Here is a 22,980-nt window from a genome sequence, read left to right on the forward strand (position 1 = left end):
TGGTTCTCATGTAAGATGGCTGGTCGCCGCGGACCCCTGCGCCCGCGGCGCCGCACGATGCTCGAGCCCTTCACCCTCCCCTTCGTGCAGCAGGGTCTCCGCGAGATCCTGCTGCTCTCCGTCGGCGCCGGCGTGCTGGGCACGTGGATCGTGCTGCGCGGACTCGCCTTCTACGCCCACGGAGTCGCCGCCGCGACGTTCCCGGGCCTCGTCCTCGCGGCGGGCCTCGGCTTCGCCGGCCCGCTCGGCGCGCTCGGCGTCGCGCTGCTCTTCGCCGCGGCCGTCGGTCGCCTCGCGGCGCGGGGCGAGCGCGGCGACCACAGCACGCTCACCGCCATGGTGCTCGTCGGGGCCCTCGCGCTCGGCGTCGTCCTGGCCAGCGACGTCTTCCCGCTGGCGACGACGGTCAACTCCCTCCTGTTCGGCAGCCTGCTCGTGATCGCCGACCGCGACCTCGTGATCGCTGCCGTCACGAGCGTCGTCGTGCTCGGCGCGTCGCTCGCCCTCGGCACGCGCTGGCTCGCCGTCGGCTTCGACCGCGAGGGTTCCCGGGCGCTCGGCGTCGGCGCCGGCGTGCCCGACGCCGTGCTGCTCGTGCTCGTCGCGCTCGTCGCGGTCTCCACGCTCACCGCGGTCGGGTCGCTGCTCGCGGCCGCGATCATGGTCATCCCGGCCGCGACGACCCGCCCGTGGGTGCAGCGCATGGGCCGCTGGCAGGTGGCGACCGTGCTGCTCACCGCGCTCGAGGGCGTCGCGGCCCTGTGGCTCTCCGCCCGCACGAACGCGCCCCCGGGCGCCACCCTCGCCGTCCTCGCCGGCGCCGCCTTCGCCCTCAGCGTCCTGGCCCGCGCCGTCGCCCACCGCCGCCGCGACCGCACGAGCCGCGGCGCGTCCCTCGATCTGTCCCAGTCCCCCGCCGGCGCCGTCGCGCGCGGCTGAACGGGAGTCCAAGCATGCCGCCGCGCGCCGTCAGCGATCATGGGGTCATCGCCCCGCACGACCCCACCCCCGACCCGTCGAAGGTCGCCGGCCAGGCCGGCGCCTCGGCGGCACCGGCGCCGGAGTCCGCCGAGGTCGCCGCCTCGGCGTCCGCCCGGGTGAGCGCCCCGGATCCCGACGCCGACGCCCCCGGGGCCGCGGCCCGCGGCGAGGCGGTGCTGTCGCTCGAGGCCGTCGGCGCGGGGTACGACGAGCGCCTGGCCCTGCACGGCGTGTCGTTCGCGGCGCGCCCGGGTGACCGGATCGCAGTCCTGGGCCCCAACGGCGGCGGCAAGACGACGCTCTTCCGCGTGATCCTCGGCGAGCTGTCGGCCCGCACCGGCCGCGTCGACCGCTCCGGCGACGTGGCCGTCGTCCCGCAGACGGAGCGCTCGCGGCTGGACTTCCCCGTCTCCGCGCTCGACGTCGTGCTCATGGGGACGATCGCGGGCCGCGCGTGGTGGCGCGGCCCCCGGCGGGCCGACCGCGAGGCCGGCCGCGAGGCGCTCGCCGCCGTCGGACTCGAGGACCGCGCCAGCACGACGTTCGGCGCGCTCTCGGGCGGCCAGCGGCAGCGCGTGATGGTCGCGCGCGCCCTGGTGCGCCGGGCCCGCGTGCTGCTGCTCGACGAGCCCTACCGTGGCCTCGACACCCGCAGCGCGGCCCGCCTGGACGAGCTCATCGTCGAGCTCGCCGGCCGCGGCCACGCCCTCCTCATCGCCACGCACGACGTGAGCCAGGCGCGCGCCTGGGACCAGGTCCTCTGTCTCAACGGCGGCCAGGTCGCGTTCGGACCGCCCGCGACGACGCTGACGCCGCAGGTCCTCGCGGCCACGTACGGCGGCGAGCTCCTGCGCGTCGGCCCCGACGGCGAGCTCGCGGTCGTCGCCGAGCACCACTGCGGATGAGCGACCCCGTGCTCGTCGCGGCCGTCCTGGACGGCCTGGTCGATCCGTGGCGCAGCGGCATCATGCAGCGCGCGCTGATCGAGGTCGTCCTGCTCGGCGTCGCCGGCGGCCTCCTGGGCTGCTGGATCGTGTGGGGCAGCCTGAGCTACAGCGCCGAGGCGCTCCCCCACGCGATGTTCCCCGGCCTCGTCGGCGCGGCGCTGCTCGGGGTCCCGCTGGTCGTCGGCGGCACGGCGGGGCTGCTCGTCGCCGGCCTGCTGATCGCGGCGGTGGCGCGCGTGCCGACCCTCGACCGGGACACGTCGATCTCCGTCGTCTTCACCTCGATGTTCGGCCTCGGCACGCTCATGGCGCTGGCGCCCGAGACGCCGCCGGGCGTGTCCGAGCTGCTCTTCGGCGACGTGCTCGGCGTGACCACGGGGGATCTGCTGGTCGCGGGCGGCCTGACCGTCGCGGTGCTGATCGCCCTTCGAGTCCTGCACCCGCGCCTGGTCGCCACGACCTTCGACCGCGAGGGCGCCCGGGCGTTCGGCGTCGTCCCCGGCGTCGTCGACGTCGCGCTCGTCGTCCTCATCGCTGTCGCCACGCTGATCTGCGTGTCCGCCCTGGGCAACCTCTTCGTCGCCGCCACCCTCGTCGCCCCCGCGGCCACCGCACGGCTCTTGGGCCGGCGCGTCGTGCCGACGATGTTCCTCGCCGCCGGCGTCGCGATCGCCTCGGGGATCGGCGGGTTGCTGCTCTCGTACCACGCGGGCATCGCAGCGGGCGCCTCGATCGCCGGCGTCACCGTGCTCGTGTACCTCGTGCTGGCGGCCGTCGCCACCTTGACGCGGCACGGCCTGGGCCTGCGGGCCCGGGCGTCGGCCGCGCGCTAGGGGAACCCCTCGGCCGGGCCCGGCGCGCAGGACCGCCGCGGGCCCCGGTACGCCGGGCGCCGGCGGACCTCGGCCCCCTCGGCGGGGGGGGGCCGGGGTCTGACCGGGGCCCCGCTGCGTCCTTCAGGCCGCTTCGGCCCGCGCGGCTCCCGCCTCGTCCTCGGCCGCGTACCCGTCGCGGTGCATGGCGTCCGTCCCCCAGCGCGGCCACGGGTCCGGCAGCCCCAGCGCGGCGTCGCGCCCACCGAGGAGCTCCGCGTCCGTCAGCAGCGCGGCGTCCAGGCGGGCCACGAACGCGTCGCGGTCCAGCCCCTGGCCGATGAACACGAGCTCCTGCCGCCGGTCCCCGAACTCCGGGTCCCAATCCGCGACGATCCGCTCCCGCACCTCGTCCGGCCACGCGTCCTGCGGCTGCGTGGCCCACCACGTGCCGACGGCGCCGAGGTTGAGGATCGGCCCGGCGGTCGACCACTCCCCGACGATCGCGGGTCGGCTGGCGAGCCAGAAGAACCCCTTCGAGCGCAGCACGCCCTCCCACGGCTCGTGGACGGCGGCCCAGAGCCGCTCGGGGTGGAACGGCCGGCGGGCGCGGTAGACGAACGAGCCGATCCCGTACTCCTCCGTCTCCGGCTCCTCGTCACCGCGCAGGACCCGCAGCCACCCGGGGTGCTCGGCCGCCGCGTCGAAGTCGAACCGGCCGGTGCCCAGCAGCTCGCCGATCGGCACCCGCCCGTGCTCGGCCCGCAGGATCCGGGCGCCGCGGTTGAGCTGCCGCACCGCGTGCTCCGTGCGCTGCAGCCGCGCCTCGTCGACCAGATCGCACTTCGACAGCACGATCAGGTCGGCGAACTCCACCTGGTCCACGAGCAGGTCCGCGACCGTCCGCAGGTCGTCCGCGCCCAGCGTCTCGCCGCGGGCGGCGAGGTCGTCGACCGAGCCGAGGTCGTCGACGAACCGCGCCGCGTCGACGACGGTCACCATCGTGTCGAGCCGCGCGACGTCCCCGAGCCCCACGCCGTCCTCGTCCTCGAACGTGAACGTCTCGGCCACCGGCAGTGGCTCGCTGATGCCGGTGGACTCGATGACGAGGGCGTCGAACCGCCCCTCGGCCGCCAGCCGCGAGACCTCGACGAGCAGGTCCTCGCGCAGCGTGCAGCAGATGCAGCCGTTGCTCATCTCGACGAGCCGCTCCTCCACCCGGTCGAGCTGCGCGCCGCCCTGCTGCACGAGCGCGGCGTCGATGTTCACCTCGCTCATGTCGTTGACGATCACCGCCACCCGCCGGCCCTCGCGGTTGTGGAGGAGCTGGTTGAGGAGGGTCGTCTTGCCGGCGCCGAGGAAGCCGGAGAGGACGGTGACCGGGAGGCGCCGGTCGTCGCTGAGGGGGTCGGACACGCCGCCCACTATACGGGACTGAGTCTTATTATTACTTTCGACCGGGCTCGATGCCCGCGGTCCCCCGCCCTCCCGGCACGCCGTCGCTCCCGCGTGTCACGCTGGCGGTGCCATGGCCGACGCCTACACCTCGATCTGGACCACCGACGGCACCGGGGCGTTCACCGTCGCCGGGGCGTTCGACGACGTCTTCGCCGCGATCACGAACGCCGATCCCGACGCGTTCGTGGCGCTCGAGCGGGTCATGTGGCAGGACCCCGAGGACGAGGACGGGGTGGATCCCTCGTGGCCGATGTACGAGACGCAGCCGTTGCGGGTCCGCGCCGGGACGGTCACCGCGGTCTCGATCCCGAGCGCCGGCACGGCGCCCTCGATCCACCGGGCGCGGGCGCACGCCCTGCGCTGAGCGGGACGACTCAGCGCGCGCTGGCGACGGCCGCGGCGGGCGCCGCCGCCTGCCCCGCGGACGTGCCCGGCGCGTGCGCCGAGGGGCCCAGCACGCCGGCCGCCAGCACGCCGACGACCATGATCGTGCGCCGCGCGACCTTGCGGACCCGGGGGCGCGCGAAGACGGGGAACCGCGACTCGAGGTACATCCGCGACCCGCTCGCGGCCCCCACCGCCGTCATCGCGCCCGCGGCGCACTGCATGCACATGCGCCCCATCCAAGCACGCGAACCTGAAGACGGCACGGCGGCCCGGCCCCGAGGGGCGCCCGCGCCCCGGCGGGACCCCAGCCCGAGGGGCGCCCCAGCCCGAGGGCGCCCGAGCCCGAGGGGCGCCCGGGCCGGGGCCGGCGGTCGCGGTCGGCGGCCGGTATCGGGAGCTGTCCCGGCGAACCGCGGCGGGGGGCCCGCCAAGACCCCCTGCCGGCCCCGGCCCCCTACTTCAATTCCGCCGAGCTCTTGCCGAGCAGCTGGCGGGCGATGATCAGGAGCTGGATCTGCTGGGTGCCCTCGAAGATGTCGAGGATCTTCGCGTCGCGCGCCCACTTCTCGAGCAGGTCCGCCTCGCTGAGCCCGACGGAGCCGCACAGCTCGATGCAGCGCAGCGCCACGTCGGTCCCGGTGCGCCCGGCCTTGGCCTTCGCGTAGGAGGCGTGCAGCGAGTTGGGCTGGCGGTTGTCGGCCATCCACGCCGCGCGCATCGTCAGCAGGCGCGCGGCCTCGAGGTCGGACTCGAGCTCGAGGAACGTCTGCGCCGCGCCGGTCTGCAGCGGGGCGGGGCGGTCGTAGTCGATCTCGATCCCGGCCTCGGCGAGCTTCTCGCGGGTGAAGTCGAGCGCGGCCTGCCCGACGCCCACGGCCATCGCGGCGACGAGCGGCCGGGTGTTGTCGAACGTCTGCATCGCGCCGGCGAACGACTTCTTCGCGTCGATCTCCGGCGTGCCCAGCAGGTTGGCCGCGGGGATCCGGCAGTCCTCGATGGCGAACTGCGCGGTGTCCGAGGCCCGGATGCCGAGCTTGTGCTCCAGCCGGACGAGCGTCATGCCGGGGTTGTCGCGCGGCACCACGAACGACTTGATCGCCGCGCGGCCCTGGCTGCGGTCGAGGGTCGCCCACACCACGACGAGGTCGGCGCGCTCGCCTGCCGTGACGTAGATCTTCGTGCCGTTCAGGACGTACTCGTCCGTCTCGGCGTCGTAGCGCGCGGTCGTCTTGATCGCGGCGGAGTCCGACCCGACGTCGGGCTCGGTGATCGCCATCGCGGCCCACTTGCCGTCGAAGCGGCGGTGCTGCTCGTCGTCGGCGACGGAGGCGATGGCGGAGTTGCCGAGGCCCTGGCGGGGCATCGTGAGCGTCAGGCCGACGTCGCCCCAGCACGTCTCGATGATCGAGAGGGCCGTGGAGAGGTTGGTGCCGTTGCGGTTGCCCGCGCTCTTGTCGCTCGACGCGCGCACTCCGGCGGCACCGGCGCCGCCGGACCCGGAGTCGTTGAGCCCGTCGATGACCGCGGCGAGCATGTCGAGCTCCTTCGGATACTCGTGCTCCGCGAGGTCGTACTTGCGGGAGTTCGGTCGCAGCACCTCGCGGGCGACCTGGCGGGCCTGCCCGATCAGCGGGGCGAACTTCTTGGGGGACTCGAGGTTGATCACCGGAGACGCTCCGAAACGGTCGGCGGCTGGACGAGGTGCGGGTGGACCGTGCCGTGCCGGCGTCCTGCGCGGCACGGCCCGAGACGCACGGGACGGGGCCCGATCGTTCTCATACGAGCAGAGCTCCTTCCATGACGCCGGCCGAGCGCAGGTCGCGGTACCAGCGCTCCACGGGGTGGTCCTTGACGTAGCCGTGGCCACCGAGCATCTGCACCGCCTGGGAGCCGATGTCGTTGCCCTTGTCCGCCGTGAGCCGGCGGGCGAGCGCGGACTCGCGGGCGAAGCTCAGGCCCTGGTCCGCGCGGCTCGCCGCACGCAGGGTGGTGAGCCGCAGGCTCTCGAGGTCGATCGCCATGTTCGACACGGAGAACGCGACGCCCTGGCGGTGCGAGACCGGCTCGCCGAACGCGTGGCGCTCGTTCACGTACGGGATGACGTAGTCGAGGGCCGCCTGGGCGGTCCCCGTGGCCAGCGCGGCCCAGGCGACGCGACCCAACCGGATCGCCTCGGCGTACACGGCCGGGTCGCCGCCGCCCAACAGCGCGCCGGCGGGGAGCCGGACGTCCTGCAGCAGCAGCGAGCCGGTCGCGGCGGCGCGCAGGCCCATCGCGGGCTCGGGCGCGGCCAGCAGGCCGGCGGCGGTGGCCTCGACGAGGAACAGGCCGGGGCGCGGGTCGCCGTCGCCCTCGATCCGCGCGGCGATCACGAACAGCTCGGCCGCCGTCGCGTGCGGCACGAGCGACTTGAGCCCGGTGAGGACCCAGTCCTCGCCGTCGCGGGTCGCGGTCGTCTCGAGCGCGAAGGGGTCGAACAGCGGACGCGGCTCCTGCACGGCGAGTGCCGCGGCGGGGACGTCCTCGCCGACGAACGCCGGCAGGTAGGTGGCCTGCTGGTCCGCGTCGCCCCACAGGCCGACGGCGGTCGAGACGGCGGCGGGCGCCAGGACGGCGAAGGCCAGGCCGAGGTCGCCGTGGGCGAGCGCCTCGGCGAGCAGCACCGAGGTCACGGCGGAGCGCTCCTCGACCGCGCCGCCGTGCGCCTCGGGCACGCCGAGCATCGTCGTGCCGATCTCGGTCGAGCGGGCCAGCAGGCCGTCGGGCGTGCGGCCGTCGGTGTCGGCCTGCAGCGCTGCCGGCCGCAGCTCCGTCGCCCCGAAGTCCCGGGCGGCGTCGCGGATCATCTCCTGCTCGTCCGTGGGTGTCAGGTCGAACTGGCCGGCCGCGCGGCGGTCGGGCTGCAGGCGGGCGGCCTGTCCGCCGCCGCTGCGCGGCTGGAAGGTGCGGCCGATGGTGCTGGCGGCCTGGAACCCGCGCTGGGCGGCGACGCGGACGACGCGCTCGCTGGGCCCGCGGGCGCCGATGCGGTCGATCACCTCCAGCCCGGCGAAGCGGTTGAGGGCGCGCAGGCCGAGGGCCATGCCTCTGTCGGTCAGGTTCATCGTGCGGTCCGGTCGGGGGCGGGACGAGGGCGCGCGTGACGGCGCGCCCGCATTCCTACCCAGGGTAGCAGTCCGGTGCACGACCGTTCTGATTTCTTCGTCAGCCCGGCGCGGCCCGGTGGCGGCGGTACGGTGGGCGCATGGCCCAGTCCCCCACGCGCGCCCCGTTCACCTCGTCCCTGGCCCAGGAGCTCGCTCCCGGGCTGCTCGACCGGTTCCAGCGCTACGTCCGGGTGTCGACGCAGTCCGACCGCGACGCGACGACGAGCCCCAGCACGGCCCGCCAGCTCGACCTCTCGCGCATCCTCGTCGACGAGCTCCGTGCCATCGGCCTGCAGGACGTCGAGCTCGACGGCGACGGCTACGTCTACGCCACGCTCCCCGCCCCCACGCCGGCGGCCCCGGACGGCACGCCGTGGCCGGTCGTCGGCCTCATCGCCCACGTCGACACGAGCCCGGACGCGCCCGGCGAGGGCGTCGAGCCGCTGGTCCACGAGGCCTACGACGGAGGGGTGATCCACCTGCCCCGCGGCGGCACGGTGCTCGATCCGGAGCGCATCCCCGAGCTCGCCTCGCGGGTCGGCCACGACGTGATCACGGCGAGCGGCGACACGCTGCTGGGCGCCGACGACAAGGCGGGCGTGGCCGAGATCGTGACCGCGCTGGCGCACCTCGCCGCGCACCCCGAGCTCCCCCGCCCCACCCTGCGCGTGTGCTTCACGCCGGACGAGGAGATCGGCCGCGGCGCGCACCGCTTCGACATCGCGGGCTTCGGGGCCGTCGGCGCGTACACGATCGACGGCTCCGAGCCCGGCGAGCTGCAGGACGAGACGTTCACGGCCGCCGAGGCCATCGTCACGATCGAGGGCCACGACGTGCACCCGGGCTTCGCGACGGGCAAGCTCATCAACGCCGCCCGCCTCGGCGCCCGCATCGTCGCAGCGCTGCCGCCGGAGCGCACGCCGGAGGCGACGTCGGGCCGCGACGGGTTCATCCACGTCTACGAGACGTCGGGCACCGCCGCACGCGCCGAGATCCGGGCGATCCTGCGCGACTTCGACGACGAGCTGCTCGCCGGCCACGCCGACCTGCTGCGGTCGATCGTGGAGGAGGTCGCGGCGGACGAGCCGCGCGCCAAGCTCCACGTCGAGGTGACGCCGCAGTACCCGAACATGCGCGAGCACATCGCCCGCTTCCCCGCGGTGGTGACGGCCGCGGAGCGCGCCATCAAGGCCGAGGGCCTGGCCCTCGTCCGCACCCCGATCCGCGGCGGCACGGACGGCTCGCAGCTCTCCGCGATGGGGCTGCCCACGCCGAACGTCTTCACGGGCGGCCACGAGTACCACTCCGTGCGGGAGTGGGCGTCGCTGCAGGAGATGTCGGCGGCGGCCGCGACGATCGTCCGGATCGCCGAGCAGTGGACCTCCGACGAGCTCGTGGCCGCGGCCGCCGCGGCGACGGCGGCCTGATCGTGGAGCTCGAAGGCCGGGTCGTCGTCGTCACGGGCGGCGCCTCGGGGATCGGCCGGGCGCTCGCGACCCGCGCGGTGGCGGAGGGCGCGCGCGGCGTCGTCGTCGCCGACCTCGACGGGGTCGGCGCGGAGGGCGTCGCCCGCGAGCTGGGGGACCGCGCCCGCGGCCTGTGGTGCGACGCGGCGTCCGAGGACGACGTGGCCCGCGCGATCGCCGTCGCGGAGGAGGCGTTCGGCCCGGTCGACGTCTTCTGCGCGAACGCCGGCGTGGCCATCGGCCAGGACGAGCAGACCCCCGACGACGTCTGGGACCTCGCGCTGGCGGTCAACGTCCGCTCCCACGTGATCGCGGCCCGCCTGCTCGTCCCTGGCTGGCTGGAGCGCGGCTCGGGCTGGTTCCTCTCCACGGCCTCGGCCGCGGGCCTGCTGACCCAGATCGGCTCGGCGCCCTACGCCGTGTCGAAGCACGCGGCCGTGGCGTTCGCGGAGTGGCTCTCCGTCACCTACGGGGACCGCGGCATCGGCGTCTCGTGCCTCTGCCCCATGGGCGTCGACACCCCGCTGCTGCACGGCGGCGACGACGCGGAGGGCATCGCGTCCACCGCCTCCTCCGTGGTCAAGGCCGCGGGCGACGTCCTCTCCCCCGACGCCGTTGCCGAGGTCGTCGTCCAGGCGCTCCGCGAGGAGCGGTTCCTGATCCTGCCCCACCCCGAGGTGGCGGACTTCGAGCGCCACCGCACGGCCGACCGTGACCGCTGGCTGGCCGGCATGCGGCGGCTGCAGCGGCGGGTCGACGGCGGTTGAGCGCGGGTGGCGCGGCCCGCAGGCCGCGCCACCCGCAGTCCTCAGCGGCCGCCGCGCAGCTGGGCGGCCTGCAGCGCGTTCACGGAGCCGTCGCCGTAGAACGAGTTGTGCTGCGGGGTGCCCGTGCACGTGGCGGTGTAGAGCGCCGGGTCCAGCGCGGGGTCCGGGTACGTCTGGACCCCGCCGACCGGGCACGCGACCGGGGTCGCCGTGCGGCTCAGGAACCGCTCCGTCAGGCGCGGGTCGAGGGTGAGCCCACCGGCCCGCCAGTCGCGGTGGCCGGCGGTGCCGACGATCACCGCGGCCACGCCCGCCGCGTGCGGGCTGGCCATCGACGTGCCCTGGAGGTACTGGTAGTACGACGTGACGCCGCCCGAGGTGTCCTTCACGACGAAGTCCGTCGTCGGCTCACCGGCCGCGTCGATGTCTCCGGCCGCACGTCCCGCGGCCTCGGGGTACGGCGCCAGGATGCCGTTCTGCGGCGAGCGGTACCGCGGGGTGCCGTAGAAGTCCCGCGTGTCGCCGCCCGGCGCCGACACCTGCGTCTCGTTGTAGGACCAGTTGGAGTAGAACGCCTTCTTACCGCTCGGGCCGTAGGACGAGACGCCGACCACGCCGTCCGTCTCCGTCGGCACGCTCAGGCACGAGTTGTCGATCGTGCGGTCGTACGCGGCGTCCGGCGGGTAGTCCGGCGAGCTGCCGTCCGTCTTCGGGTTGTCGATGTCGGTGTTCTCGTTGCCGAGCGCGGCGACGGGCAGCACGCCCTTGCGGCGGGCGTAGTCGACCGCGCGCTGGACGGCCACGATCGTCGTGCGCTGCTGGGCCTGGGCCTCCGGCGAGTCCGCCGGGTTGGCGCGGCAGTTGTAGAGCCACGGGTCGACGTAGAAGCTCATGTTCACCACGTCGACGCCGTGGTCCGCCGCGTACGTGATGGCATCGACGACGGGCTGCACGAAGAAGTAGCCAGAGTCCTGGCCGGCGCGGAGGTTGACGATGGACGACTGCGGCGCCACGCCCGCGATGCCCTTGCCGTTGATCGGCGAGGCCATCGTGCCCGCGACGTGGGTGCCGTGGCCGTCCTCGTCGACGTCGGCCGGGTCGGTGCAGGACCCGTCCGGGTCCTCGGCGCAAGGGCCGTCGATGAGCGGATCGTCGACCGTGAAGTTGCGCGAGAGGGTGCGGTCGAAGTTCGGGGCGATGTCGGGGTGGTTGCCGTCGACGCCCGTGTCGATCACGCCGACGCGCACGCCGGCGCCCTGGTTGAAGCGGTAGGACTGCGTGGCGCCGGCGCCGATCGCGGCCATGTCCCACTGCAGCGGGGCCAGCGGCTCGACGCCCGTCGCCGGCGGGTTGGGCTGGGGCCGGTTGCCGCGGCCCTGGTCGCGCAGCCCCTGGCTGCGCTCGAGGTCGCGCTGACGGCGGACGCGCTTCTGGATCTTCGCCTTCGGCACGCTGCCGACGACGCGGCGCTCCGAGGCGCCGGTGATCGTGCGGGACGCCGCGGCCTTCCGCGCGAAGCCCTTCGGCGCCCGGACGGAGCCGACGGCGACGGCGCGGTTGTAGGAGACGACGCGGCCGCCCGCGGCCTGGACGGCACGCCGGAACGCGGCGCCGCTCGTCCCGTCCTGGGCGACGACGGTGTACTGGCGGCTCGAGGGGGCCGCGGAGGCTGGGGCGGAATGGACGGCGAACGACGCCGCGACCGCGCCCAGGGCGAGAGCTCGGTGGAGCTTCATGAGGGGGGATCCTTGTGGTCACATCCGGTGGGGGAACCGGAATGTCGGGCACCCTCTCATACGCCGTGCGCGCCGATCAAGGGGGGATCTGTCGAAGATGAAGGGCGCCTATGTCGCCCGCTGGCGAACGCCGGCGCCACGGCGGGGCTACGACCTCCGTCTGACGCGGGCCTAGGCGCCGACCCGGACGCTCCCGCCGCGGTGCTCGTCGGCCAGCAGCGCCCAGCGCTCGTGGTCCCGCCACGCCCCGGCGATCAGCAGGTACTTCGGCGAGAAGCCCTCCAGGCGGAACCCGAGCCGCCGGACGAGCGCCTTCGACGCGGCGTTGTCGGGCTGGATGTTGGCCTCCACGCGGTGCAGCCCCACGGGGCCGAACGCCTCGCGCAGGACCAGCCCGACCCCCTCCGTCATGTAGCCGTGCCCCGCGTGCGGCGCGAACGCCTCGTAGCCGAGGTAGGCGCTCTGCAGCGCGCCGTGGAAGATCTGGGAGAGGTTCGCCCGGCCGAGCAGCGCGTCGTCGGAGCGGCGACGGACGAGGTAGGCGCGGAACGCCGGGCCCGTCGTGCGCTCGAGGTAGGAGAGGAACGCCGCACGGCTCGCGGGCGGCGTCGTCCAGTGGGCGTGCAGCGTGCGGCTGACCCGCACCGCGGCGACGAACTCGTCCGCGTCGCCGGCGACGGGGTGGCGCAGGTAGACCCGCGGCCCCGCGGCTCCGACGGCGTGCAGCACCCCGGAGACGGGTCCGTCCTGGGGCGGGGCGCTCACGCGCCGGATCCTAGGCGGGCGGACGGCCCCGCGAGGCCGCGGTGGGCACCGCCCCTCCCGGGACGGCGCGCACCGCGGGGCTCAGAGGGCCTTGAGCTCCTCGGTGATCGCCTCGACGGACGCCTTCGCGTCGCCGAACAGCATGCTCGTCTTCGGGTCGACGAACAGCGGGTTGTCGATCCCGGCGTAGCCCGAGCTCATGGAGCGCTTGAGCACGATCGTCGACGCCGACTCGTCCACGTTGAGGATCGGCATGCCGTAGATCGGCGAGTCCGCCTTGTTGCGGGCGTCGGGGTTCGTCACGTCGTTCGCGCCGATGACGAGGGAGACGTCCGTACGGCTGAACTCGCCGTTGATGTCGTCCATCTCCTTCAGCTGCTCGTACGGCACGTCGGCCTCGGCCAGGAGCACGTTCATGTGCCCCGGCATGCGGCCGGCGACGGGGTGGATCGCGTACTTGACGGTCACACCCTTGCCCTCCAGCAGCTTGGCCATCTCGCGGACCGCGTGCTGGGCCTGCGAGACCGCCATGCCGTAGCCCGGCACGACGACGACCTGGCGGGCGTAGGCCATCTGGATCGCGACGTCGGACGCCGAGGTCGAGGTGACCGTGCCGCCGCCCGCACCCGCCGGACCGGCCGCGGCGGCGGTGCCGCTGCCGCCGAAGCCGCCGACGATGACGGAGACGATCGTGCGGTTCATCGCGATCGCCATCTGCTGGGTCAGGATCGTGCCGGACGCGCCGACGATCATGCCCGCGACGATCAGCGCCTGGTTGTCGAGCGCCACGCCGGCGGCCGCGGCCGCGAGGCCGGTGAACGCGTTGAGCAGCGAGATCACGACGGGCATGTCCGCGCCGCCGATCGGCAGCACGAGCAGGATCCCGAAGATCCCGGCGAGCACGAGCACGCCGATGATCAGGAGCTCGGAGTCGGCACCCGTGGCGATCGCCACGGCCAGCCCGATCGCGCCGAGGCCGATGAGGCCCTGCACGGGCAGCTGCGCCTTGCCGAGCGAGATCGAGCCACCGTCGATCAGGCCCTGGAGCTTGCCGAACGCGATGTTCGAGCCCCAGAAGGACACGGAGCCGACGATGGCGGAGAACAGCGAGAACACGACGACGTAGGTCGCGACGTCGTCGAACCCGCCGGTCTGCCGGAACTCCGCCCACGAGATGAGCGCGACCGCGCCGCCGCCGACGCCGTTGAACAGCGCGACCAGCTGCGGCATCTCGGTCATCTTGACCTTGCGCGCCGCGGGCACGCCGATGGCGGTGCCGACGATCAGGCCGGCGACGATGAGGAGCCAGTTGTGGAACGGGTCCACGAGCAGCGTCGCGACGACGGCGATGACCATGCCGACGGCAGCGATGCGGTTGCCGCGGACCGCGGTCTTCGGACCCGTCAGGCCCGAGAGACCGATGATGAAGAGCGCGAACGCGATGATGTAGAGGACCGACTTGAAGTTCGGGTCCGTGAGGAACGACGCCACGGGCGCCGGGGCGAGCCCACTCATCGCGACACCTGCTTCGTCTCGTCCGGCGTGGCCTCGACCTGCGCCTTGGGCTTCGCCTTGAACATCTCGAGCATGCGGTCCGTCACGACGAAGCCGCCGATGACGTTGACGACGCCGAACACGAGGGCGACGAACAGGATGATCTGCGTGACGACGCCCAGGTCGGAACCCGTGGCGAGGAGCAACAGGCCGCCGAGCACCACGATGCCGTGGATGGCGTTCGTGCCGGACATGAGCGGGGTGTGCAGGGTGTTGGGGACCTTCGAGATCACCGCGTAGCCGACCAGGCCGGCGAGGACGACGAGGGCGAGGTTGGTGACGAGCGGGCTGGCGCCGGAGCCGCCGTGCTCGGCGGCCGCGAGGACCGCACTGGGGAGTTGGACGGACATCAGGCTGCGTTCTCCACGGTCTTCTTGGCACCCGGGTGGACGATCTCGCCGCCGCGCGTGACGCAGGCGCCGGCGATGATCTCGTCCTCGAAGTCGAGCTCGAGCGTCGTGTTCTTCCCCTCGTCCGTCCGCACCATCAGCTCGACGAGCGACTGCACGTTGCGGGCGAACAGCTGCGAGGCGTGCTCGGGCATCTCGGCGGCGAGGTTCAGCGGCGAGTGGATCGTCACGTCGTGCTTGACGACGGTGCGACCGGGCTCGGTGAGCTCGCAGTTGCCGCCGGTCTCGCCCGCCAGGTCGACGATGACCGAGCCGGGGCGCATGCCCTCGACGGCCTCGGCCGTGACGAGCCGCGGGGCCGGGCGACCGGGGACGAGCGCCGTGGTGATCACGACGTCGAAGCCCTTCGTGGCGTCCGTGAGCGCCTGCTGCTGCTGGGCGCGCTCCTCCTGGGTGAGCTCGCGGGCGTACCCGCCCTCGCCTGCGGCGTCGATGCCGAGGTCGAGCCAGGTGGCGCCGAGCGACTCGACCTGCTCCGCCGTCTCCGGCCGCACGTCGTAGCCCGTGGTCTTGGCGCCGAGGCGGCGCGCGGTGGCGAGCGCCTGCAGGCCCGCCACGCCGATGCCGAGGACCAGCACCTTGGCCGGCGGGATCGTGCCGGCGGCCGTCATGAGCATCGGGAAGAAGCGCGTGGAGAGGTCCGCCCCCGCCAGCACAGCCTTGTAGCCGGCGACGTTGGACTGCGAGGACAGCGCGTCCATCGCCTGGGCCCGCGAGATCCGCGGGATCGCCTCCATCGCGAAGGCGGTGGCGCCCTTGTCCCGCAGCAGGGTCGCCGTGGCCGGCGAGCTCAACGGGGCGAGGAAGCCGATCAGGACGGAGTCCGCGCCGAGCCGGGCGACTTCGTCGGCGGTCGGCGGTGCGACCTTCACGACGACGTCCTGCGTCCAGACGTCGGGCGAGATCGTCGCGCCGGCGTCGGCGTAGAGCGCGTCGGGGATCAGCGCGTGCTCGCCGGCCCCCGGCTCGACGACGACGGCGACGCCCTTGGCGGCCAGGCGCTTGACGACGTCGGGGACGAGCGCGACGCGCCGCTCGCCGGCTGCCGTCTCCTTCGGGATGCCCAGGGTGACGGTCATGACCTCACCGGGCTCGGGGTGCTGTGGGTACGGAACGACACAGGTGGTTCTCCATCCGTCTGTCGGGGTTGCGGCGCGAACTCTACCCGGGGTAGCTTCACGCGCCGTGCGACGGGTCCGCGGACCTCGGCGACGGCGGGCGTCCTGCCCCGTGAGCGGGGAGTATTGCGTACGTGAACGGTCCGGGAGGGCCGCATGGGGGGCCCTCTCAGGGCGACCCATCCCCTGCTCCCAACGGGATTCCGGACCCTCTCCCGGCATGCCGGATGGGAATACGTGACCCGGCGCGGGCGGGGTATGTTCACGGGTCGACGCGGCGTCGTCCGGTGGGGCTCAGGCCCCGGCTCGGCGGCGTCGGCGACCGCCACCGGCCAGCCCCGCGGCGGGCCACCCGGCGCGGAGGCGGCGGAGCGGCCCGTACCATCCGTCGGATGCACCTTGCGGTCCCTTCACCACGCCTCGCCGGCCTGGTCCTCGTCGTCCTGCTCGCCCTCGCCCTCCCGCTCACGCGGGCGGCGACCTCCGACGCCGCGATGCTCAAGGGCCTGCAGGACACCCGCCTCCTGATGTCGGACGACGTGGAGCAGCGCGAGCTCTTCTGGCGGCACGCCAAGCGCGCCAAGGTCCGGCGCGTCCGCATGCTCGTGAGCTGGGACAGCGTCGCGCGGCAGGTCGACCCGTCCGTCATCGACAAGATCCGGCGCGCGGCCGACGACGCCGACGAGATCGACGCCCGCCTGTTCGTCGGCATCTACGCCGCGGTCAACCGCAAGCGGGCCACCCCGCGCCGGATCACTCTGACGCTGATGGATCGCTACTCGGACTTCACGGCGTCGATCGCCAGGGGGCTCGCCGACATCCCGCTCGCCGGGTACCTCACCTGGAACGAGCCGAACTTCAAATCGATGTGGCCGCAGAACCAGCCGCGCACCTGGGTCCGGATGTCGAACGTCGGCTACCGCTCCTACAAGCGCGAGGATCCGGGCACGCCGGTGCTCGTCGGCGAGCCCGCCCCGAACGCCCGCACGAGCAACGCGGTCAACCCCGGTGCGTTCTTCCGCGCCGCCCTCTGCCTGACGCCGCAGTGGCGCTCGCAGAACGGCTCGCGGTCCTGCCGCACGAAGCTCCTGGGCGACGGCATCGCGATCCACACCCACGACTTCTTCCAGAGCCCGGTGCAGAAGCGGCTCCCGCGCGACGCCTGGACGATGGGCAACCTGGACACGACGATGCAGCAGATCCGCGCGCTCGCCCGCGCCGGCCGCATCTCCGGCAAGGCGGCACGCAACGTGCACATCACGGAGTTCTCCTACCGCACGCACGGCTCCGCTCGCACGCCGGACGCCCGCGCCGCGGTGTGGCTGCGGCAGGCCTGGGCGTTCGCCAAGAGCCAGCGCGTGCGGTCCATGACGTGGTACCAGCTGCAGGACCCGGGTCCGGAGGAGGAGTGGCGCTCCGGCATGCTCACCGCCGGCGGCCGCGGGCTGCGCACCTGGCGCACGTTCCGCTCCCTGCGCTAGCACCGGGCCGGCCGCGGCCGGTCGTCGGTCGCTGGGCGCCCTACGGCGCGACGATCGCGGCGGCGTCGCGCCGCCGCGCCTCGGCCGGCAGGGGCAGGGGCCGCAGGCCGCCGCGCAGCGCCGCGCGGAGGCGGGCGTGGAAGAGCGACTCGCGGATCTCGACGACCCCGAGACGCGCCGTGTGCTCCGTGCGCTGCTGCACGTCGAGCACCGCGTAGCCGGCGTCGCGGATGTTCCGCGCGGCCCACAGCACCGCCGCCGTCCCGGCGTCGGTGCGGGTGTGGAACATCGACTCGAGCGTGTGCGCGCGGCCGAGCGCGACGCCGAACGTGCCCCCCACGAGCTCGTCCCCGTCCCAGACCTCGAAGCTCCGGGCGTGCCCCCAGGCGTGCAGGGCGCGGTACGCCTCCTCCAGCCGCGGCGTGAGCCAGCGCTCGCTGCGGTCCAGGCCGGGCCGCGCGGCGCAGGCGGCCACGACGCGCTCGAAGGCGGTGTCGATCGTCACCGCGTAGCCGCGCTGCGGAAGCGTCCGGCGAAGCGTGCGGGGCAGGCGGATGGCGTCGAGCGGCAGCACGGCGCGCGGGTCCGCGCGGAACGCGGCGACCCGGAACCGGCCGTCCTCCTGCACGGTGTCCATCGGGAAGGCGCCCTGCTCGTACACGAAGAGCATCCCGGGCGGATCGAGGATCCACCCGCCGTCGTCCGTATGAGGAGCGCGTCCGCCGGCCACCCCGGCCACCGTAGCGAACCCCCACGTCGGTCAGCGCGCGTCCACGAACAGCGTCTGCGTGGCGGTGCCGAACCGGCCCGCCGCGTCGTGCAGCTCCGTCGTCGTCAGACCCGTGCCGGCCCCGTCGAGCTCCGTCCGGGCCCGCACCCCGATCCACTCCCCGGCCGGATCCCGGTGCAGCGCGACGTGCAGGTCGCAGTTCACGAAGACGAAGTCGTCCATCGGCACGGGGCACGAGAGCCCGTTGCCGAAGTCCGCCGCGGCCGCCGCCCGCTGGGCGCCCGTCGGCGTCTCGCCGGCGACCAGCGGCCGCAGGAGCCGCAGCCAGGCGCTGCGGCCTCGCGGCGCCGGCGTGCGCAGCTCGCCCTCGAGAGGGCGGATCTCGATCGCGCCGGGGTGGAAGCCCTCCTGGCCGTCCGCGACGAACCATCGGGGCGCGGCCGCGAGCCCCTCAGGGGGCGCGAGCTCCGGCCACGGCTGCCCGACGCCGGGGGGCAGCGCCACACGCCCGCGGCGCAGGAGGACGGCCTGGGCCTCCATGGCGACGCGGCCGCCGGCCCGCAGCTCGGCGTGGACGACCTGCAGCCGTGAGCCGGGCTTGGCGACGACGGTGCGGACCTCGACGGGGCCGAGCGGCACCGGGCCGAGGAACGTGGTCGCCAGCGAGCTGATGCGCTGGCTCTCCCCCGCCCGGGCCTCGATCGCACGCGCCAGGAGCGCCGAGGGCGCCCCGCCGTGGGCGCTGCCGGGGTCCCAGGGACCGCGGGCGGCCGGCTCCAGGACGTAGCGCCCCGTCGCGGTCTCCTCCGACCCGGCGACCGGGGCCTCGTCGACGACGGTGACGATCGGCCCGCCCGCCATCAGACGGCGTCCGTCCGCGCCACGAGGTCGGCGATCACCCGGGAGAGCTGGCCCCCCTGCCACGCGATCGGCGACTTGCCCTCGTCCTCGACCACGAGCTCGGCGTCCCGGAGCGCCTCGGCGTAGATCCGCGCCGTCTCGAGCGGGTGGCCCGGGTCGGCGTCGTCGTGGTCGCCGACCACGACGCTCGGCACGTCGATCGCGGCCAGGTCGTTCAGGGAGTCGAAGGGGGCGCTGCGGGGGACGACCCCGATCGCGTCGGCCACGGCGTCCGGGTGCTCGTGCACCGACAGGCGCTGTTGCATGACCTTGCGGACGGTGTCGCGCCAGCCCTCCGGCACGCGGTCGAAGTCGTAGGCCTCGACGAACCCGTCGGCGCCCCCGGCCCGCAGGCCCGCGGCCAGCCGGTCCCAGCCCGCCAGGCTGTCCTCGTCGGCCTCGTGGCCGGGCAGGAACGCCGGCGTGACCACGACGAGCCCGGCGACGAGCTCCGGGCGGCGCAGCGCGACCCGGACGGCGGTGTGGGCGCCCATGGACGCGCCGACGAGCACGGCACGGTGCATCCCGTGCTCGCCCATGGTCGCGACGAGGTCGTCCGCGAGGTCCTCGTACCGGTAGGCCTGCGGGTCCGGGGCGGGGTCGGACGCACCGTGGCCGCGCGCGTCGTACGTCAGGACGCGGTGGCCGGAGCGCTCGAGGTGCCGGCTCCCCATCACGACGTAGCGGTGGCTCGCGGTGAGCCCGTGGAGGAGGACGACGGGAGGCCCGTCACCGGCGACTTCGACGTGCAGCGGCATCTCCTGAGTCCTAGCAGGCGGGCCGCCCGCGCCGGGAGCCCCCGAGGGTGCGGGCGGGTCCGGGACGTCGCCGCCACTGGACCTGCGGGCCCCGGCTCAGTGCCGCAGCGGGAGCGCGAGCTGGACGCCCGGGCCGTCGACGAGCTCGAGGGACGCCATCCGCACGCCGAGCAGCCGCACGGGCTGCGGCGGGTCGTACTCCCGGAGCATCCCCACCACCGCGTCGGCGAGCGCCTCCTCGTCCTCCACCGGCACGGGGAACGTGCGCGAGCGCGTGATCGTCGTGAAGTCCTTCAGCCGGACCTTCAGCCCGACGGTGCGGCCGCGCCGACCCTGGTGCTCGAGCGCCTCGTAGAGCTTGACCGCGAGGCGGCGCAGCTCGGCCTCCTGCTCGTCGCGCTCCGAGAGGTCGATGGAGAACGTGGACTCGCGGCTCTCCGAGACGGGCTCGCGGACCGGCTCCACGGGCGCGGAGTCGTCGAACCGGCAGCGCCGCCAGAGCCACGGGCCGGTGCGGGGGCCGTACCAGGACGAGAGGGTGGCCTCGTCGACCTTCGACAGCGCGCGGATGGTGTCGATGCCGCGCCGGGCGAGGTCGTCCGTCGTCTTCGGCCCCACGCCGCCGAGGAGCCCCGGAGAGGCGTCGGCCCACCGCAGCCACGCGTCGCGACGGGTCAGCACGCAGAAGCCGCGCGGCTTCTCCGCGTCCGAGGCGAGCTTGGCGACGAGCTTGTTCGGCCCGATGCCGACGGAGACGTGCAACTCGGTCTCCGCGAGGATCCGGCGCTGCAAGCGGCGCATGGCGCTCTTGGGCATCGCCATCGCACTGAGGTCGGCGTAGGCCTCGTCGACACTGATCTGCTCGACGATCTCGACCTCGTCGCGGACGATGTCCATGACCCGGTTCGACGCCTCCTTGTAGGCGTCGTGGTCCGGCGGGACGATGATCGCCTGCGGACAGCGGTGCTTCGCGGTCGCCAGCGGCATCGCCGAGCCGACGCCGAACTTCCGCGCCTCGTACGTGGCCGTGGTGACCACGGAGCGCGGCCCGTCGTGGGCGACGATGACCGGCTTGCCGCGCAGCTCCGGCCGCCGCAACAGCTCGACCGATGCGAAGAAGGCGTCGCAGTCCAGGTGCCCGATGCACCGAACAGACGTTCCCATGTCGCCCACCCCTGGAGCGTACGCCCACGGGCGGCGTCACGCGTCGGACGGCCCGCCCCGAGACGCTCGGGGCGGGGCCCGGGGCCCTTCCGGGTGCCCCGAGCCCTGCCGACGTCCTGCGCGGCCCGCCCCGAGACGCTCGGGGCGGGGCCCGCGGCCTTCCGGGTGCCCCGAGCCCTGCCGACGTCCTGCGCGGCCCGCCCCGAGACGCTCGGGGCGGGGCCCGGACCTCGTCTTACCGGTCGACGAGAACCGTGCCCGTCGACCCGAAGCCCAGCCGGGCCTTCGTCGCGGCGGTGAGGTCGAACTCGCGACCGCCGACGTAGGGGCCGCGGTCGACGACGCGGGCCTGGACCTCGCGGCCGCCGAGACGGAGGGTCAGCTTGGTGCCGCACGGCATGCTCTTGTGCGCCACGCCGATGGTGCCGGGGCTCAGGCGCCCGCCGCAGGCCATCTTGAAGCCGTAGAGCCCGGGGCCGTAGTAGGACGCGAACGAACGGCGGAAGCCGTGCACGCGCTCGACGCGCTCGACGTCGCCCTTCGCGCCGGCGGTCGGGACGATGCGCAGGCGCGCGGCCCGGTCGTCGCCGATCCGGTGGATCTTGGTGGTCACGCGGAACCGGCCGTTCTTCGCGATGCGGTCGCGGTCGACGACGTGCCAGCCGGAGCGGCCGCGCAGCTCGAGGCGGACGCGCTGCCCGGAGCGGTGGCGGGCGACGTTGCCCGCGTAGACGGCGCTGCGGCCGACGAGGCCGGCGGCACGCTCGGTGCGCACGCGGATCTGAGGCCGTGGCGCGGACTTGCGCTTCGGCGTCGCGGCCGGTGCGGCGGCCGTGGAGGTGGCGGTGGGTGCGGTCGCGCCGCCGCTGGGGGCAGCGGCGGAGGCGGGCACGGTGGCGGTCAGGGCCAGCGCCGCCCCGGCTGCGAGTGCAGCACGGGTCGGCGTGACGAAAGCGTCACGAATCACGTTGTGTCTCCTCGGGGAAGACGCCTACGGGGTTAGCTGACGGACTCGCAGCCCCCGGCCGGCTCGCACATGGGTGCGCTCCGTCCGAGGGACGCTACGGGCGGCTCAGCGCCCGATTCGCCCCGTGCCGCGGCGCCCGGTGGAGGGCGTCCTGCGACGGGTGGGTCCCCCGCTCGACGCGTGCGGGCACGCGGTCGACTCGGCGTCGTGAAGGTGAAGAACACCATAGGGACCGACGCGTCCGGATCGCGTGCGATGCCCCACACACGGTGGCCGACCCCCGGTTGTGGCCGCAACGAGGCCGGGGCCGCCGGACCCGACCGGACGGCGAGTGTCGGGGTCGTGACGCCCCCGTGGGGTGCGGGTCAGAGCAGCGACGAGATCATCGTCATCACCGTCGCGGCGGTGAGCTCCGAGCCCTCGAGCTCGCCGCGCATGCGCGCCAGCCCCAGCCGGATGCGGCCCTTGACGGTGCCGAGCGGCAGCCCGGAGCGCGCGGCGATCTCGTTCGCCGTCAGGTCGCCCCAGCAGGCCATCGCGATGGCCTCGCGTTGCGGGAGCGGGAGGCTGGCCATCGCGCGCAGGAGGGCGGCGCGCACCTCGTGGCGCTCCGCCTCGCTGACGACGGGGTCCGTCGGGAGGGCAGCCGGTGCCGCGGCCATCCGCTCCGTGGCGCGGCCGGCGGCCTGGCCCGAGCGCAGCAGGTCGAGCGCCCGGGAGCGGGCGATGAGCCGAACGTACGCGCCGAGCGGGCCGCGGGAGGGATCGAAGCGCTGCGGCTCGCCCCACAGCCGGATGAAGACGTCGTGGACGACGTCCTCGACGTCGCCGCGCCGTCCCGCCGGGGCGAGCACGGCCGCAGCGGCGCTCGCCGCCGTGGGCGCGAGCTCGGCGTACGCCCGGGCGAAGTCGTGGGGGTCGCGGAGATCCATCGGAGCCTGCGGCGCACCCGCGTCGCACCACCTAGGGTAGCGAGCCGCCAGATGGGCGCCGAGGCGCCACCTCAGGTCGGGCGCGGGCGGACGGCGATGACCATCCGCGTGATGGCGCAGACCCGACCCTCGTCGTCCTTCATCGTCACGTCCCAGACCCAGGTGGTCCGCCCGCGGTGCAGCCGCTCGGCGCGGGCGTGGATCGTGCCGGAGAGCATCGGCCGCAGGAAGTTCGTCGTGTTCGACAGGCCCTGGGCGGCCATGCCGTCGCCCCAGACGTCCATCGCCGTGGCCATCGACGTGAGCGACTCGGCGATCGCCGCGTACGCCCCGCCGTGGACCAGGCCGGCGGGCTGGCGGACGTGGTCGCCGACCTCGAGCGTCGCCTCGGCCCAGCCGTCGCCGCGCTCGCCGTAGGTCAGGCCCATCAGGCCGTCCAGCGTGCGTTCGACGGGGACGACGGGTTCGAACTCCATCGGCCGCATCCTACGACCCGGACCC

The 22,980-nt window shown here is 74.5% G+C and carries 23 protein-coding genes; 7 read left to right on the forward strand and 16 right to left on the reverse strand.

All coding sequences use genetic code 11. The features are described 5' to 3' along the window. The first annotated feature begins 15 nt into the window (after nt 1-15). From F593_RS0114375 to F593_RS25455, 3 genes are read left to right on the forward strand one after another with little or no spacing between them, the layout of a single operon-like run. The gene (locus F593_RS0114375; protein WP_022929449.1) at nt 16-939 is read left to right on the forward strand and encodes a metal ABC transporter permease; all 924 of its coding nucleotides are present in this window, start codon (nt 16-18) and stop codon (nt 937-939) included. A 14-nt stretch (nt 940-953) separates the two neighbouring features. Continuing rightward, nucleotides 954-1,886, forward strand: a complete 933-nt coding sequence (locus F593_RS25450; protein WP_022929450.1) for a metal ABC transporter ATP-binding protein — start codon at nt 954-956, stop codon at nt 1,884-1,886. Further along, nucleotides 1,883-2,761: a metal ABC transporter permease gene (locus F593_RS25455; RefSeq protein ID WP_022929451.1), complete on the forward strand. Its 879-nt coding sequence runs from the start codon at nt 1,883-1,885 to the stop codon at nt 2,759-2,761. The genes F593_RS25450 and F593_RS25455 overlap by 4 nt, the downstream gene beginning before the upstream one ends. A gap of 123 nt (nt 2,762-2,884) precedes the next feature. Here the strand turns inward: F593_RS25455 and zigA are convergent, their stop codons facing one another. Beyond that, nucleotides 2,885-4,156 carry a zinc metallochaperone GTPase ZigA gene (gene zigA, locus F593_RS0114390; protein WP_022929452.1) on the reverse strand — a complete coding sequence of 424 codons (1,272 nt, stop codon included), beginning with the start codon at nt 4,154-4,156 and terminating at the stop codon, nt 2,885-2,887. Between the two features lie 112 nt (nt 4,157-4,268). Between zigA and F593_RS28485 the strand changes: the two genes are divergently transcribed. Continuing rightward, a complete protein-coding gene (locus tag F593_RS28485) occupies nt 4,269-4,562 on the forward strand; it encodes a hypothetical protein (protein ID WP_022929453.1) in 294 nt (97 codons plus the stop codon). 10 nt (nt 4,563-4,572) lie between these two features. On the opposite strand, the gene F593_RS28490 is transcribed toward F593_RS28485, so the two are convergent. The 3 genes from F593_RS28490 to F593_RS0114410 all read right to left on the reverse strand — a co-directional run bounded on the left by F593_RS28490 (nt 4,573) and on the right by F593_RS0114410 (nt 7,689). After that, nucleotides 4,573-4,812, reverse strand: a complete 240-nt coding sequence (locus F593_RS28490; RefSeq protein WP_022929454.1) for a hypothetical protein — start codon at nt 4,810-4,812, stop codon at nt 4,573-4,575. A 227-nt stretch (nt 4,813-5,039) separates the two neighbouring features. Further along, nucleotides 5,040-6,251, reverse strand: coding sequence for an acyl-CoA dehydrogenase family protein (locus F593_RS0114405; RefSeq protein ID WP_022929455.1), 1,212 nt, complete (start codon nt 6,249-6,251; stop codon nt 5,040-5,042). 109 nt (nt 6,252-6,360) lie between these two features. Further along, nucleotides 6,361-7,689 carry an acyl-CoA dehydrogenase family protein gene (locus tag F593_RS0114410; protein WP_245540809.1) on the reverse strand — a complete coding sequence of 443 codons (1,329 nt, stop codon included), beginning with the start codon at nt 7,687-7,689 and terminating at the stop codon, nt 6,361-6,363. Nucleotides 7,690-7,829: 140 nt separating this feature from the next. Between F593_RS0114410 and pepT the strand changes: the two genes are divergently transcribed. Both pepT and F593_RS0114420 read left to right on the forward strand, forming a co-directional pair. Continuing rightward, a complete protein-coding gene (gene pepT / locus F593_RS0114415; protein ID WP_022929457.1) occupies nt 7,830-9,158 on the forward strand; it encodes a peptidase T in 1,329 nt (442 codons plus the stop codon). A gap of 2 nt (nt 9,159-9,160) precedes the next feature. Then, a complete protein-coding gene (locus F593_RS0114420) occupies nt 9,161-9,964 on the forward strand; it encodes an SDR family oxidoreductase (RefSeq protein WP_028721694.1) in 804 nt (267 codons plus the stop codon). 41 nt (nt 9,965-10,005) lie between these two features. Here the strand turns inward: F593_RS0114420 and F593_RS0114425 are convergent, their stop codons facing one another. The 5 genes from F593_RS0114425 to F593_RS0114445 all read right to left on the reverse strand — a co-directional run bounded on the left by F593_RS0114425 (nt 10,006) and on the right by F593_RS0114445 (nt 15,508). Then, a complete protein-coding gene (locus F593_RS0114425) occupies nt 10,006-11,700 on the reverse strand; it encodes a S8 family serine peptidase (RefSeq protein WP_022929459.1) in 1,695 nt (564 codons plus the stop codon). Nucleotides 11,701-11,871: 171 nt separating this feature from the next. Then, complete coding sequence (locus tag F593_RS0114430) at nt 11,872-12,465, reverse strand: GNAT family N-acetyltransferase (protein WP_084630064.1); 594 nt, start codon at nt 12,463-12,465, stop codon at nt 11,872-11,874. A gap of 81 nt (nt 12,466-12,546) precedes the next feature. Further along, nucleotides 12,547-13,980, reverse strand: a complete 1,434-nt coding sequence (locus F593_RS0114435; protein ID WP_022929460.1) for an NAD(P)(+) transhydrogenase (Re/Si-specific) subunit beta — start codon at nt 13,978-13,980, stop codon at nt 12,547-12,549. Next, on the reverse strand, nt 13,977-14,369 hold the full coding sequence (locus F593_RS25465) for an NAD(P) transhydrogenase subunit alpha part 2 (RefSeq protein ID WP_022929461.1): 393 nt from the start codon (nt 14,367-14,369) through the stop codon (nt 13,977-13,979). The genes F593_RS0114435 and F593_RS25465 overlap by 4 nt, the downstream gene beginning before the upstream one ends. Next, complete coding sequence (locus F593_RS0114445) at nt 14,369-15,508, reverse strand: Re/Si-specific NAD(P)(+) transhydrogenase subunit alpha (protein ID WP_022929462.1); 1,140 nt, start codon at nt 15,506-15,508, stop codon at nt 14,369-14,371. Before F593_RS0114445 ends, F593_RS25465 begins: the two co-directional genes overlap by 1 nt. 431 nt (nt 15,509-15,939) lie before the next feature. Between F593_RS0114445 and F593_RS0114450 the strand changes: the two genes are divergently transcribed. Further along, nucleotides 15,940-17,028 (forward strand): hypothetical protein, encoded by a 1,089-nt coding sequence (locus F593_RS0114450; RefSeq protein WP_022929463.1) that lies wholly within the window; start codon nt 15,940-15,942, stop codon nt 17,026-17,028. A gap of 40 nt (nt 17,029-17,068) precedes the next feature. Here F593_RS0114450 and F593_RS25470 read toward each other — a convergent pair whose 3' ends face one another. The 7 genes from F593_RS25470 to F593_RS0114490 form a co-directional block, all read right to left on the reverse strand. After that, on the reverse strand, nt 17,069-17,758 hold the full coding sequence (locus F593_RS25470) for a leucyl/phenylalanyl-tRNA--protein transferase (protein ID WP_022929464.1): 690 nt from the start codon (nt 17,756-17,758) through the stop codon (nt 17,069-17,071). 30 nt (nt 17,759-17,788) lie between these two features. Next, nucleotides 17,789-18,619, reverse strand: coding sequence for a thioesterase family protein (locus F593_RS0114460; protein WP_022929465.1), 831 nt, complete (start codon nt 18,617-18,619; stop codon nt 17,789-17,791). Further along, nucleotides 18,619-19,416 (reverse strand): alpha/beta fold hydrolase, encoded by a 798-nt coding sequence (locus F593_RS0114465; RefSeq protein WP_022929466.1) that lies wholly within the window; start codon nt 19,414-19,416, stop codon nt 18,619-18,621. Before F593_RS0114465 ends, F593_RS0114460 begins: the two co-directional genes overlap by 1 nt. A gap of 96 nt (nt 19,417-19,512) precedes the next feature. Next, on the reverse strand, nt 19,513-20,580 hold the full coding sequence (gene dinB, locus F593_RS25475; RefSeq protein WP_033207611.1) for a DNA polymerase IV: 1,068 nt from the start codon (nt 20,578-20,580) through the stop codon (nt 19,513-19,515). Nucleotides 20,581-20,815: 235 nt separating this feature from the next. Further along, nucleotides 20,816-21,547 (reverse strand): septal ring lytic transglycosylase RlpA family protein, encoded by a 732-nt coding sequence (locus F593_RS28495; protein WP_157251826.1) that lies wholly within the window; start codon nt 21,545-21,547, stop codon nt 20,816-20,818. 365 nt (nt 21,548-21,912) lie between these two features. Further along, nucleotides 21,913-22,479: a sigma-70 family RNA polymerase sigma factor gene (locus tag F593_RS25485; protein ID WP_022929469.1), complete on the reverse strand. Its 567-nt coding sequence runs from the start codon at nt 22,477-22,479 to the stop codon at nt 21,913-21,915. A gap of 71 nt (nt 22,480-22,550) precedes the next feature. Then, a complete protein-coding gene (locus F593_RS0114490) occupies nt 22,551-22,955 on the reverse strand; it encodes a PaaI family thioesterase (RefSeq protein ID WP_022929470.1) in 405 nt (134 codons plus the stop codon). Nucleotides 22,956-22,980: the final 25 nt, after the last annotated feature.

The sequence above is a fragment of the Patulibacter americanus DSM 16676 genome (assembly GCF_000420025.1).
In the GTDB taxonomy this organism is placed as follows: domain Bacteria; phylum Actinomycetota; class Thermoleophilia; order Solirubrobacterales; family Solirubrobacteraceae; genus Patulibacter; species Patulibacter americanus.

What these genes read in the sequence shown, in the direction of transcription:
- F593_RS0114375 (WP_022929449.1), top strand. Translation starts at nt 16, where the DNA reads ATGGCTGGTCGCCGCGGACCCCTGCGCCCGCGGCGCCGCACGATGCTC.
- F593_RS25450 (WP_022929450.1), top strand. Translation starts at nt 954, where the DNA reads ATGCCGCCGCGCGCCGTCAGCGATCATGGGGTCATCGCCCCGCACGAC.
- F593_RS25455 (WP_022929451.1), top strand. Translation starts at nt 1,883, where the DNA reads ATGAGCGACCCCGTGCTCGTCGCGGCCGTCCTGGACGGCCTGGTCGAT.
- F593_RS28485 (WP_022929453.1), top strand. Translation starts at nt 4,269, where the DNA reads ATGGCCGACGCCTACACCTCGATCTGGACCACCGACGGCACCGGGGCG.
- F593_RS28490 (WP_022929454.1), bottom strand. Translation starts at nt 4,812, where the DNA reads ATGTGCATGCAGTGCGCCGCGGGCGCGATGACGGCGGTGGGGGCCGCG.
- F593_RS0114410 (WP_245540809.1), bottom strand. Translation starts at nt 7,689, where the DNA reads ATGAACCTGACCGACAGAGGCATGGCCCTCGGCCTGCGCGCCCTCAAC.
- pepT (WP_022929457.1), top strand. Translation starts at nt 7,830, where the DNA reads ATGGCCCAGTCCCCCACGCGCGCCCCGTTCACCTCGTCCCTGGCCCAG.
- F593_RS0114425 (WP_022929459.1), bottom strand. Translation starts at nt 11,700, where the DNA reads ATGAAGCTCCACCGAGCTCTCGCCCTGGGCGCGGTCGCGGCGTCGTTC.
- F593_RS0114435 (WP_022929460.1), bottom strand. Translation starts at nt 13,980, where the DNA reads ATGAGTGGGCTCGCCCCGGCGCCCGTGGCGTCGTTCCTCACGGACCCG.
- F593_RS25465 (WP_022929461.1), bottom strand. Translation starts at nt 14,369, where the DNA reads ATGTCCGTCCAACTCCCCAGTGCGGTCCTCGCGGCCGCCGAGCACGGC.
- F593_RS0114445 (WP_022929462.1), bottom strand. Translation starts at nt 15,508, where the DNA reads ATGACCGTCACCCTGGGCATCCCGAAGGAGACGGCAGCCGGCGAGCGG.
- F593_RS0114450 (WP_022929463.1), top strand. Translation starts at nt 15,940, where the DNA reads ATGCACCTTGCGGTCCCTTCACCACGCCTCGCCGGCCTGGTCCTCGTC.
- F593_RS0114460 (WP_022929465.1), bottom strand. Translation starts at nt 18,619, where the DNA reads ATGGCGGGCGGGCCGATCGTCACCGTCGTCGACGAGGCCCCGGTCGCC.
- F593_RS0114465 (WP_022929466.1), bottom strand. Translation starts at nt 19,416, where the DNA reads ATGCCGCTGCACGTCGAAGTCGCCGGTGACGGGCCTCCCGTCGTCCTC.
- dinB (WP_033207611.1), bottom strand. Translation starts at nt 20,580, where the DNA reads ATGGGAACGTCTGTTCGGTGCATCGGGCACCTGGACTGCGACGCCTTC.
- F593_RS25485 (WP_022929469.1), bottom strand. Translation starts at nt 22,479, where the DNA reads ATGGATCTCCGCGACCCCCACGACTTCGCCCGGGCGTACGCCGAGCTC.
- F593_RS0114490 (WP_022929470.1), bottom strand. Translation starts at nt 22,955, where the DNA reads ATGGAGTTCGAACCCGTCGTCCCCGTCGAACGCACGCTGGACGGCCTG.